The organism is Eubacterium sp. CAG:161, from assembly GCF_000432355.1.
In the GTDB taxonomy this organism is placed as follows: domain Bacteria; phylum Bacillota; class Clostridia; order Lachnospirales; family Lachnospiraceae; genus Eubacterium_G; species Eubacterium_G segne.
On record NZ_HF991861.1, the window covers coordinates 25,273 to 37,713 of the forward strand.

The following is a 12,441-nucleotide window of genomic DNA, read 5'->3' on the forward strand; positions in this document are numbered from 1 at the left end:
AATATCTAAAATAATTCATCGTCGGCAATAGGTACTCCACGATGTTCAACGGAAGTTGAAAAAACAATCTGTGTCTTTGTGCTTCCAAAAGTCTGAAGCTCACCTATAAAATGGTCAAGCTCTTCAGTGCTTTTAAACATAACCTCAATAAGCATGGCATAATCACCGGTAACGCAGTTACATTCAACAACGTTGTTGCATCTTTTTATGTAAGGATAAAATTCCTTCTTCTGGTCCGGATTTACCTCAAGGTTAATAAATGCCTTAATGTGATAGCCTAACTCTGCGGGATTAATTTTGGCACTATATCCTGTTATAATTCCTGCCTGCTCTAATCGTTCAATTCTGGCAGACACCGCAGGGGACGATAAAAACACCTGACTCGCAATAGTTTTAAGGGGGATGCGGGCATTGGCATGCAGAAGCTTAATAATCTGCTCATCGATGTGGTCTAAATCATGTCTCATAGTAGTACTCCTTTCGTAATAAATTTCAGTCTTTGTTTATTTTATAAAGATTATTCCTTACAAAATACTTATTAATTATAGCATATACTTTAAAAAATATACAATAACTTTCTTTCCATATTTGCACCGGTCATATAAACGGATACATGAAAAAAGAATAATTTATAAATTATTGCAATTAATAACATAATATAATATGAGTATTAAAAGTATAAGGAAAAAGGTGTGTTTCACCTGTTATGGTGAAAAAATTTACTTTTTTTATAAAATTGTGTATTGATTTATGTGAACATAAATGGTAAGGTAAAAAAACAGTGTAAAGTTTGTTATTTTTTTAACGAACAAAAAATAAGCTTTAATATATTTTTATTATTGTTTGAGAGAACGATTTTGAAAAGGAGGAAATTTTAGTGAATAATCTTATTTATTTGGCACCTGTCGCAGGAATAATTGCAGTAATATTTGCATTTATAAAGGCAACACAGATAGGACACAGCAATGCAGGAAATGACAAAATGAAAGAAATTTCAGATGCCATTGCTGAAGGTGCAAGAGCTTTTCTTTTTGCAGAGTATAAAATATTGATTATATTCGTGGCAATTTTATTCGTTGTTTTGGGAGTTGGAATCGACTGGCTTACAGCAGTATGTTTCATCATTGGTGCAGTTCTTTCCACACTTGCCGGATATGTTGGAATGAATGTAGCTACAAAGGCTAATGTACGTACAGCAAATGCAGCAAAGGAAAGTGGAATGAACAAGGCATTATCAATAGCTTTTGCAGGTGGTGCCGTTATGGGACTTTGCGTTGTAGGATTTGGTATTTTAGGGCTTAGTGTTATTTTAATTATTGTTATGAACACTACAGGTTTTACAAATGAAGCAGTTAGTATATTAACAGGATTCAGCCTTGGTGCTTCATCAATTGCACTTTTTGCCAGAGTTGGTGGTGGTATTTATACAAAGGCTGCTGACGTAGGAGCTGACCTTGTAGGTAAGGTTGAGGCAGGTATTCCTGAGGATGACCCAAGAAACCCGGCAGTTATTGCAGACAATGTTGGTGATAACGTAGGTGACGTTGCAGGTATGGGAGCTGACCTTTTTGAAAGTTACGTTGGAGCAATTGTTTCAGTAGTTACATTGGCAGTTGCATCAGTTGTGGCAGGAAAGAACAATTTTGGGACAGCTCACATTATTTTCCCATTGGTAATTGCAGCAGTTGGTGTTCTTGCATCTGTAATTGCTACATTTTTCGTTAGAGGAAAAGAAGGTTCAGACCCACAGAAGGCATTGAACTTAGGTGAATATGGTGCAACAGTGATAGAGATAATTGCATCAGCTATTTTCAGCTATTATTTCTTTGGAGATTTCAAAGCTTTCTTTGCCATTTTAGCAGGTTTGATAGTTGGTACAGCTATTGGTAAAGTTACAGAAATGTACACATCAGATAAATACAAGAGCGTTAAGGAAATTGCAGAAAGCTCAAAAACAGGTTCTGCTACAAATATTATTAGTGGTTTGTCAGTGGGAATGAAGTCAACAGCTATTCCTATTTTATTTATTGTTTTAGGTGTTTTATCCGCTTATGCATTCTTTGGAATGTACGGTATAGCCTTAGCAGCAGTTGGTATGTTATCAACTACAGGTATGACAATTGCAGTTGATGCCTATGGTCCTATTGCCGATAATGCAGGTGGTATTGCTGAAATGTCAGGACTTGACGAAAGCGTAAGAGATATTACTGATAAACTTGACTCAGTAGGAAATACAACAGCGGCTATTGGAAAAGGTTTTGCCATTGGTTCAGCAGCACTTACAGCCTTGTCATTGTTTGTTTCATATGCTGAAGTTGCAGGACTTGGCAGTATCAATATTCTTTCAGCATCAGTTGTTGCCGGCTTATTAATAGGTGGAATGCTTCCATTTATGTTCTCTGCTCTTACCATGAGTTCTGTAGGCAAAGCCGCAAACAAAATGATTGAGGAAGTTAGAAGACAGTTTAAGGCTGACAAGGGAATCCTTGCAGGAACTTCAAAGCCTGATTATAAAAAGTGCGTAGGTATTTCTACTCAGGCAGCACTTCATGAAATGATTCTTCCGGGAGTTATGGCAGTTGTTACACCGTTAGTTGTAGGATATCTTCTTGGAGCAGCAGCGCTTGGTGGAATGCTTTGCGGAGCATTAGTTTGTGGTGTTATGATGGCTATATTTATGGCTAACTCAGGTGGTGCATGGGATAATGCAAAGAAATTTATTGAAGGTGGTTTTGCCGGAGGAAAGGGTAGCGAGGCTCACAAGGCAGCAGTTGTTGGTGACACTGTAGGTGATCCTTTTAAGGATACATCAGGTCCTTCAATTAACATTCTTATAAAACTTATGACAATTGTGTCACTGGTATTTGCAATGACATTCCCGGTACAGGGGTATCTTACACAGTTATATCATATGATTTTTAAGTAAGGCAAAAGATGTGGATATAGACTGGTGGTTTGAGGAATTAAATATAATTAAATGAAGAAAAAGCTGTTGCTTTACAAATTTAGGATTTGTAAAGTGGCAGTTTTTTTGCGTGGGAGGAGGTGGGCGGAGAATAGGATTGGGTGGAAAATGGGATTGCGAGGAAAATAGACTTGAGTGGGGAGAAAATTGGCGTGTGGTACCATTGGAAAGTAAGAAAAAAGAAAAGCAACCACCCGCATATTGCCATAACCGTGAAATGTTCCCACCATTATCTGCATTATTCAAATTTTTCCAACATATATTTATTAAAAAAGGCTGTAATTACTATGGAAATATATGTTGTAAAATCAGGAGATAATGTAGATAGCATTGCCGGTGCATATGGGGTAAGTGTGGAATCGATTATTTATGACAATCAATTGGTGTATCCGTACCCTTTGGCAGTGGGTCAGGCATTATTAATTGATACAGGAGGAATACGTGAAAACAGAAGAGAGGCGGTTATAAGAGGGTTCGCATATCCATTTATAAGCAATTATGTTTTAGAGCAAAGTCTCCCGTCATTGTCGGGAATGGCGGTTTTTTCCTATGGATTTACAAGAGAAGGGGAGGTTATATATCCCCCAATAGATGATGGATTCATGATTGAAGCCTCATATAACTACAATGCAGCACCTATACTGACTTTGACACCCTTTGATGAAACAGGCATGTTTAACAATAATCTGATTTCTGATGTTATTCAAAATGAAGATATAGTGGAAGTGTTGCTAGACAACCTGTTGGAGATAATGAATGAAAAGGGTTTTCTGGGACTGGATATTGATTTTGAATACATAAAGGCAGAGGATAGGGAGGCTTTTGTAAGGTTTGTTGAGAGGGCAACGGAGAAAATGAATGAACAGGGATTTACGGTTTCGGTGGATTTGGCACCAAAAACCAGTGCTGACCAGCCGGGACTTTTATATGAGGGAAAGGATTATGAGACTTTGGGAAGAGTGGCAAATAGCGTGTTGGTTATGACATATGAGTGGGGATATACATATGGCGAGCCTATGGCGGTGGCACCGGTTGATAAAATCAGGCGGGTTTTAGATTATGCGGTGACGGCAATTCCCTCTGAAAAAATCAATATGGGAATACCTAATTACGGTTATGACTGGGCTCTTCCCTATGAAAAGGACGTTACGAAAGCTGAAACTATTGGAAATGCTCAGGCAGTGCAAATTGCAGTGGAAAATAATGCTGAAATTTTATTTGACGAAGTTGGGCAGACACCATATTTCAGGTATACGAAGGATGGCGTAGACCACGAAGTGTGGTTTGAGGACGCAAGGAGCATTAAGGCAAAAATTGAATTACTTTATGAATACAATTTAAGAGGTGCTTCATTTTGGCAGATAATGCGACTGTTTCGGGCAAATTGGCTATTGGTGGATTATAATTTAAAGGTCGATAAACTGTAGGTAGAAGTTAGTGCAATATCCCCCTTTTTATGGTATCATACGATATATGAGTATCAAGGAGGGTAAAGCATGTTTTCTTTTAGTGAGATTGCATTATTGTTTTTTATTTACAGCTTTTTAGGCTGGTGCGTGGAAGTGGCTTTTGTGGCTGTTACCGCAGGAAAGGTCACCAACAGAGGATTTTTAAACGGACCGGTTTGTCCCATATACGGATGTGGCATGATAGGAGTTTTGCTGGCACTTTTGCCTGTGGAGAAAAACATCTGGTTGCTGTTTTTGGGAGGAATGGTGATTTGCTCGGCAGTGGAATTGTTTGGAGGATGGATTCTTGACAAAATATTTCATATGAGATGGTGGGATTATTCCGACGAAAAATTTAACATAGGTGGATATGTGTGCCTTGCCTTTAGTTTTATGTGGGGCATGGCAGTTGTATTTGCAGTAAAATTTGTACATCACCCCATTATGGCTGTAGTTAAGAAGATACCATTTCAAATACAGGTTATTATTGTAGTGGTATGTGGCGTGGTGTTTGTGGTGGACATGATTGTAACCCTTAAAAACCTCATTGGAATTAATAAAAGTCTGGGACAATTGGACAAATTGGCAGAAAGTCTGCATACAGTTGGAGATCAGTTAAAAGATGTTGTGGGAAATTCAGCCATAACTGTTGCTGAAAAGGCAGAAGAAGGCATGGAAATTCTTGACGAAAAAACCGCTGACAGCCGTGAGAGGATTGCCGGTGTCAGGGAAGAATCAGCTGAGAGAATAGCAAAGCAGTTGAAGGAGTTAGAAGAGAAGCGTGATGCCATTATGGAAAGCCTTCAGAAGAATGTTAAACACAGATTAAATACTCCGCCAACATTGAATAAATCAGGAAAGAGTATTAATATAGTAGAGTATATTAAAGATTATAAAAATAAAAATACAAAAACAAATGATTAGTTTGTGGAAAGAAGGTTAATAATGAAGACAGATTTTACAGGAAGACATTTTTTAAAGTTACTGGATTTTACACCTGAAGAGATAGAAGAGCTTATTGATTTGGCAGCTGACCTTAAGAAGAAAAAGAAAGCCGGAGAATTAGTTGACGTGTTTAAGGGAAAAAATATTGCAGTTATTTTTGAAAAAACAAGTACACGTACAAGATGTTCTTTTGAAGTGGCAGCCCATGATTTGGGAATGGGAGTTACATACTTAGACCCGACAGGTTCACAAATAGGTAAGAAAGAAAGTATTGCTGATACAGCAAGAGTTTTAGGCAGAATGTTTGACGGTATTGAATATCGTGGATTCGGTCAGGATATAGTAGAAGAATTGGCAAAATATGCAGGAGTTCCTGTATGGAACGGTCTTACCAATGAATTTCATCCTACACAGATTTTAGCTGACTTTTTAACACTGCGTGAAAAGTTTGGAAAATTGCAGGGACTTAAGTTTGTATATATGGGAGATGCCCGTTACAATATGGGAAATTCACTTATGGTAGGATGTGCCAAAATGGGAATGCATTTTGTGGCATGTGCACCAAAGAAATACTGGCCAAATAAAGAACTGGTAGAACAGTGCCAGGCTATAGCAAAAGAAACAGGAGCAGTTATTGAATTTGAGGAAGATCCTATGGTGGCAACTAAGGAAGCTAATGCCATTTACACTGATGTGTGGGTTTCAATGGGTGAGCCTGATGAAGTTTGGGAAGAGAGAATAAATGATCTTCTTCCATACCGTGTTACAATGGATTTAATTAAGAATGCCGGTGATGATGTTGTATTTATGCATTGTCTTCCTGCTTTCCACGATCTGGATACCAAAATCGGTAAGGAAATCAACAAAAAATTCGGACTTACTGAAATGGAAGTTACAGATGAAGTATTTGAATCTGAAAATTCTGTTGTTTTTGACGAGGCAGAAAACAGGATGCATACTATAAAAGCTGTAATGGCAGCTACACTTGGTACAAAATATTTCCGTTAATCATTGTTAAAATAACATTTATTTTTGAACCGCTATATACAAGATTCTTGGTAATGTTGTTTATTGGTTGCATATTAGGCTGGCTTAAATCGATTACGATTAAGTCAGCTTTTTTTCCACGACTTAATGTGTCACAGTTACGAAGACCCATAGCTTTGGCACCACCTAAAGTAGCCATTTTAAGTACCTCATTGGCATCTACTGCCGAAGCGTCATTTTCCCGGTACTTGGCAAGAGCAGTAGTTAAAAACATTTCCCTGAACATATCTAATGCATTGTTGCTGGCAGGCCCGTCAGTGCCAAGGGCAAGGTTTATTCCTTTTTTCATAAAAAGACTGACAGGAGCAATTCCGCTGGCAAGCTTTAAATTAGAAGCAGGATTCAAAACAATGGACATACCTCTTTTTTCAAAAACATTTATGTCGGAGTCGGTCATATGAACGCAGTGATAGCCACCTCCACCGTAGTTAAACATACCAATGTTGTCTAAATAAACAGTAGGTGTCATGCCATATCTTTTAACACATTCCGCTACTTCTTTCTGAGTCTCGGAATTGTGGCAGAAAACAGGAGCCTGAAGCTTATTGGCAAGAGCCGACAAATCCTTTAAAAGCCCTTCGCTACAGGTATACTCTGCGTGGAATCCCAATTCATAAGATATAAGGTCGTTGTAGCCGTTGTATTTTTTGTAACATTCCTCAATTTCCGGGACAGACTGGGTAAAGTCGTTTAATCCTCCGGTCATAACAGTTCTAAATCCCATGTCAACAGATGCCTGAATAACAGGGTCAGGGCTGATGTACATATCAAAATTGGCAGTGATTCCTGATGTGAGATATTCCTTAATGGCAATTTTGCTATACTCATATATTTTGTTATCAGTAAGCTTGGCTTCCATAGGAAATACCTTCTCGTTAAGCCATTTGTCTAAAGGCAAATCATCTGCATAAGAGCGCAAAAATGTCATGGCAGAATGGGTATGGGCATCCTTAAACCCAGGCATAATAAGATTTCCATTGAGATTAATTTCCTTGTCCCATTTTATCTGGGGATGGAGTTTAGAAACTGTTTTGTCCGTTGCAGGGTTTCCCACAAAACCAATGGTGTCATCAAAGACCCACACTTCCCCGTACAAAAGAGGAAGACAGCCATTTTCGTCAGCAGTGGTATCTTCTAAAGTTAAAATAGTTCCATTATAAAAGCGTATATTCATAAAAAATCCTTTCCTTTACATCACAAACTTATAAATTAATCTTATCATTAAGAAGGGAAAAATCAATTATAAAAATACACAAATAAAAAAGACGATGAAAGCTGTAAAAACACAACAGACATCGCCTTTACTTAAAAATTAATTGCTTTTAGTTATTTTAAGTATTGATTTCTTCAATATTAAGAAAATATTTGGAATGTTGACTAAAACAAAAACCGCAAAAGCACCAAATATCATTTCAGTAGTATTTAGTGGAATGGTCTGGGTAATGGTTGAATGTACACTCGAAGAAGAAGTCAGGGTACTCATATGATGTGGAATGCGCATCAAATAAGAAATTGTACATATTATAGCTAAAATCAAATCACCAATCATAAATTTTTTCATGTTTAAATCCTCCAATCTCTAAATTAAATTAAGTTTTTTGAAACACTTTAAACTTTCCTGCGATGAATGATAGCACTAAAAATTAGGTCTGTCAACATAGTATGCTCATTACGTTTTGCGCCATTATTGACACATCATAATGGCGATGTTAGTATAGCCGTAAAAGTAGTGAAATCCACAAAATATTAAGGAGGGCTTATGAGATTTCTTCATTTGGCAGATTTACATATAGGAAAAAGATTAAATGAATTTTCATTGATTGAGGATCAGAAATTCATATTTGACAAAATACTAAATATAATAGATGAGAAAAAAATTGAGGCAGTTCTTATTGCAGGGGATGTGTATGACAAGCCGGTGCCATCAGCGGAGGCAGTGACGGTGTTAAACAGTTTTCTAAATAGTCTGGCAAAAAGAAATCTGAAGGTTTTCGTTATAAGTGGAAATCATGACAGTCAGGAAAGAATAGGCTTTGGGGCTGAACTTATAAGCCGAAGCGGAGTTTATATGTCAAAGCCTTTTAGTGGAAATGTGGAAACCCATAAAATAAAAGATGAATATGGTGAAATTAACATATATATGCTGCCCTTTATTAAGCCGGCAATGGTAAAACACGTTTATGAGGAGGCTGACATTGACAGTTATGACAGTGCAATGGCATATGTTATGGAGCAAACTAAGGTGGACGAAGGCGAGAGAAATCTTTTGATTGCTCATCAGTTTGTAAGGGGAGCAGACAGGTGTGATTCAGAAGAAGTGTCTGTGGGAGGCATTGATGAAGTAAGTGTAGAAAATTTTAAGAGATTTGATTATGTGGCATTAGGTCATTTACATAGTCCTCAGCATATAAAAAGTGAATTTGTAAGATATTCAGGAACTCCTCTTAAATATTCTTTTTCTGAGGCAAAGCATCAAAAAACAGCACTTATTGTGGATATGAAGGAAAAGGGGAATATTACCATAGAGAAAGTTCCTTTGATTCCAAAACATGACATGATTGAAATAAAAGGTAAATATCAGGAAATTATGTCTAAGGATTTTTATAAGGATATTGACAGAATGGATTATGCCCATGTGACATTAACGGATGAACAGGACGTTTTACATGCCATGGAGCTTCTTAGAACGGTTTATCCTAATATTATGAAATTAGATTATGACAACACAAGAACAAGAAGTAATAATGAAATAAAAGGTGTGGAAAATGTGGAGAAAAAACAGCCCCTTGATTTATTTAAGGAATTTTATGAACTTCAAAACAACCAGCCTATGAGCCGTGAGCAGGCTGATTTTATGGATAAATTAATTAAAGATGTGTGGGAGGTAAATGAGTAATGAGACCAATTAAATTAACAATTTCAGCCTTTGGCCCTTACGCAGGCTGTCAGGTAATAGATTTTGAAAAATTAGGTAAGAAGGGAATTTATCTCATAACAGGAGATACGGGAGCCGGAAAAACCACCATTTTTGATGCCATTGTTTTTGCCCTTTATGGGGAGGCAAGCGGAGAAAACAGGGAAACCACAATGTTTAGAAGTAAGTACGCAAAAGAAGATACGGAAACTTTTGTGGAAATGGAATTTGAGTACAGAAACCTGATATATAAGGTAAGAAGAAATCCTGAATATATGAGAAAATCAAAGCGTGGAGAGGGAATGACAAAGCAGGTGGCTGATGCCTTTTTGGAGTACCCGGACTCAAGAAATGTGGTAACAAAAACTAAGGAGGTTACCAGGGCTGTTCAGGAGCTTATCGGCCTTAACAGAGAGCAGTTTTCTCAGGTGGCAATGATTGCCCAGGGAGATTTTTTAAAACTTTTGCTGGCAAAAACAGATGACAGAATTAAAATTTTCAGGCAGATTTTTAATACCGGGATTTACAAGACCATTCAGGACAAGCTAAAGGTACAGGAAAAATCCGTAAGGGAGGAATATGACAGGGAAGAGTCAGCAATAAATCAATCCTTATCAGGTCTTATGTATGACAATAACAGTGAATTAGGAACCCGTGCCGGTAATTTAATAGAATCCGGAGCTAATAATATTGATGAAATAACAGATGTTATTAACAAATTAGTGGAAACTGACAGTGAGTTATTATCAAAACAGCAGAAATTAATGGAAAAGAATGAAAAGGAAACAGCGGGAATAGATGAAAAAATAGGAGAAATAAAAAGAATTAATGAGGCTATCGGGCAGAAAAACAGGGCGTTACTTCTTCTTAAGAAAAACAGGGATGCCTTTGGAAAATTAGAAGAAATTTTTCAGGAGGAGGAGTCTAAGAAACCAAAGCGGAAAAAACTGGAATTTGATATAAGAAAAGATGAGGAAAAATTGCCGGAGTATGAGGCAATGGGAAGCTTACAGACACAGTGGAGTGAGGGAAAGGAAAAAATTTCCCACTGGGAGAATCAGGAGATATTATTAAATGATTACCTACAAAATTTAGAAGAAGTTATTTCAACGGACAGGGAGCGTTTAAATACAATAAAAAACGCAGGAGAAGAAAAAATTGCTTTACAGGGGGAAATAAATAAAACGACAAAAAAAATAGATGATATTGATAATTTTGTTGAATTGCTTAACAGATATGATAGAAATTTGGTACAGCTTAAAGATTTTCAGGAGAAATATAAGGAAGCTGCGGAAATTTTGGAAGAGGCAAGGAAACATTACGAAGAAAGGGAGCTGTTGTTTTTTAACCAGCAGGCAGGAATTATGGCAAGTGAACTTGAAGAGGGTAAGGCTTGTCCGGTATGCGGTTCAACTACTCATCCTCATAAAGCTGAACCTGTTAAAAATGCACCTTCAAGAAGGGAACTTGATGAAGAAAAGGCAGGTCTTAAGCTAAAGGAAGAAAATACGGCGAATGCCAGTCTTGCAGCAGGAAATAAAGGCAGTGAAGTTAAACTTTTAAAGGAAAATATCCTTAAAGATGGGGGAAAAATCCTTGAATATAAGGAAGAAAATATTAAGATTATAAGAGAATTAATACATGAAAAATATGAGGATTTAAGTAAGGAGTCACTTAGCTTTGCAGCAGAACTTAAGTTAATAAATGAAAAGGTAAAGGAAAAAAATAAGTTAGAAGAAAATATACCTGAAAATGAGAAGAAGCTTGAGAATATAAAGCATAAGTTAAAAGATGCAGGCAATAAAAAGTCTGAATGCAAAATTGCTTTTGAGGGTATAAATGCCAAGCTTACCCAGATAAAAGAGAGCCTCAGCTTCAGCACAAGGGAAGAAGCTGTACAACACTTAAGTGAATTAAGGGATTTGCTTATAAAAATGGAGGAGAATTACAAAAAAGCTGACAGGGATTTTCAGAACTGTAAAACAGAAATTGAAAAGGCAGAAAATACCATAAAGATGATTGATGAGCAGCTAAGGGGTGCGGAAATTTCTCCTACAGATGAATTGTCAGAAAAAAGGAATGATTTAGTAAAAGAGAGGAAGAATCTGTTAGATGCAATAAACGTAATCAGCACAAGGATTAAAGTTAATGAGAACATCAAAGATGCCATAAAAGTTAAGTACAGGGCAATGAAAGAGGCACAGGAAAAATGGACTATGATTAAATCTCTTTCAGACACTGCTAACGGAGGGATTAACGGTAAGGATAAAATTTTGCTAGAAACGTACATTCAAACGCATTATTTTGACAGGATTATAAATAGAGCTAATATTAGATTTCTTACGATGTCATCAGGACAGTATGAATTAAAAAGAGCAGAAGAGGCAGATAATCAGAGAAGTCAAAGTGGATTGGATTTGTGGGTAATTGACCATTATAATGGAACCAATAGAAGCGTGAGAACTCTTTCGGGAGGGGAAGCTTTTAAGGCATCACTTTCACTGGCGTTAGGGCTCTCTGATGAAATCCATGCTTCCGCCGGGGGAATTAGACTCGATACTCTTTTTGTGGACGAAGGTTTTGGTTCATTAGATGAAGAGTCTCTCAATCAGGCAATAAATGCACTTAATTCCCTGACGGAAGGAAACCGGTTGGTGGGCATAATATCCCATGTTGGTGAATTAAAAGAGCGCATTGACCGTAAGATAATTGTTAAAAAAGATAAGGCTCAGGGAAGCGTAGCTATTATACAATAAAAGGCTGAATAGTTGCATTAAAATTATTTTTGGGATATTATTCTTAACAAAATAAGTATGTCTATATTAGACATATACGTTAATTTTCTTTAAGATAATGTTATCAAAACAGGAGTTATTTATGAAAGCAGGTATTTATTTAGGAAAAGAGAAAGTAGAGATTAGAGAAATTCCATTGCCGGAAGTAAGGGATAATGATGTACTTGTTAGAAACATTTATTCAAGTGTATGCGGAACTGATGTTGCGGTATTTATGCATGGACCTAATACAGGACATAAGGTTACAGTAGGTGGCAAGTTTGATTGAGCCGTTTACAGTAGGATGCCGATGTGGAACATTCAGGCAATGTTGTTATAAAAATGGCA

11 protein-coding genes are annotated in these 12,441 nt (G+C 37.0%); 8 read left to right on the forward strand and 3 right to left on the reverse strand.

Annotation, left to right across the window (positions count from 1 at the left end; all coding sequences use genetic code 11):
* Positions 1-5: 5 nt before the first annotated feature.
* Entirely contained in the window at positions 6-467 is a 462-nt protein-coding gene (locus tag Q5O30_RS05090; RefSeq protein WP_021952676.1) for an Lrp/AsnC family transcriptional regulator, read from the reverse strand.
* A 410-nt stretch (positions 468-877) separates the two neighbouring features.
* Here Q5O30_RS05090 and Q5O30_RS05095 point away from each other — a divergent pair, with 410 nt between their 5' ends.
* The 5 genes from Q5O30_RS05095 to argF all read left to right on the forward strand — a co-directional run bounded on the left by Q5O30_RS05095 (position 878) and on the right by argF (position 6,366).
* On the forward strand, positions 878-2,926 hold the full coding sequence (locus Q5O30_RS05095; RefSeq protein WP_021952677.1) for a sodium-translocating pyrophosphatase: 2,049 nt from the start codon (positions 878-880) through the stop codon (positions 2,924-2,926).
* Positions 2,927-3,062: 136 nt separating this feature from the next.
* Positions 3,063-3,284: a hypothetical protein gene (locus tag Q5O30_RS05100; RefSeq protein WP_302674601.1), complete on the forward strand. Its 222-nt coding sequence runs from the start codon at positions 3,063-3,065 to the stop codon at positions 3,282-3,284.
* Positions 3,253-4,392, forward strand: a complete 1,140-nt coding sequence (locus Q5O30_RS05105) for a glycosyl hydrolase family 18 protein (protein ID WP_302628699.1) — start codon at positions 3,253-3,255, stop codon at positions 4,390-4,392. Before Q5O30_RS05100 ends, Q5O30_RS05105 begins: the two co-directional genes overlap by 32 nt.
* 69 nt (positions 4,393-4,461) lie before the next feature.
* Positions 4,462-5,337 (forward strand): hypothetical protein, encoded by an 876-nt coding sequence (locus Q5O30_RS05110; RefSeq protein WP_021952679.1) that lies wholly within the window; start codon positions 4,462-4,464, stop codon positions 5,335-5,337.
* A 21-nt stretch (positions 5,338-5,358) separates the two neighbouring features.
* A complete protein-coding gene (gene argF, locus Q5O30_RS05115; RefSeq protein ID WP_021952680.1) occupies positions 5,359-6,366 on the forward strand; it encodes an ornithine carbamoyltransferase in 1,008 nt (335 codons plus the stop codon).
* Here argF and Q5O30_RS05120 read toward each other — a convergent pair.
* Positions 6,338-7,579 (reverse strand): amidohydrolase, encoded by a 1,242-nt coding sequence (locus tag Q5O30_RS05120; RefSeq protein ID WP_021952681.1) that lies wholly within the window; start codon positions 7,577-7,579, stop codon positions 6,338-6,340. The two genes, argF and Q5O30_RS05120, sit on opposite strands and share 29 nt — an antisense overlap.
* 138 nt (positions 7,580-7,717) lie before the next feature.
* Positions 7,718-7,966, reverse strand: coding sequence for a hypothetical protein (locus Q5O30_RS05125; RefSeq protein ID WP_021952682.1), 249 nt, complete (start codon positions 7,964-7,966; stop codon positions 7,718-7,720).
* Between the two features lie 198 nt (positions 7,967-8,164).
* Between Q5O30_RS05125 and Q5O30_RS05130 the strand changes: the two genes are divergently transcribed.
* The 3 genes from Q5O30_RS05130 to Q5O30_RS05140 all read left to right on the forward strand — a co-directional run bounded on the left by Q5O30_RS05130 (position 8,165) and on the right by Q5O30_RS05140 (position 12,382).
* A complete protein-coding gene (locus Q5O30_RS05130) occupies positions 8,165-9,301 on the forward strand; it encodes an exonuclease SbcCD subunit D (RefSeq protein WP_021952683.1) in 1,137 nt (378 codons plus the stop codon).
* Entirely contained in the window at positions 9,301-12,075 is a 2,775-nt protein-coding gene (locus Q5O30_RS05135; RefSeq protein WP_021952684.1) for an AAA family ATPase, read from the forward strand. Before Q5O30_RS05130 ends, Q5O30_RS05135 begins: the two co-directional genes overlap by 1 nt.
* A gap of 121 nt (positions 12,076-12,196) precedes the next feature.
* On the forward strand, positions 12,197-12,382 hold the full coding sequence (locus Q5O30_RS05140) for a chlorophyll synthesis pathway BchC (RefSeq protein WP_021952685.1): 186 nt from the start codon (positions 12,197-12,199) through the stop codon (positions 12,380-12,382).
* The last annotated feature ends 59 nt before the right edge of the window (positions 12,383-12,441 follow it).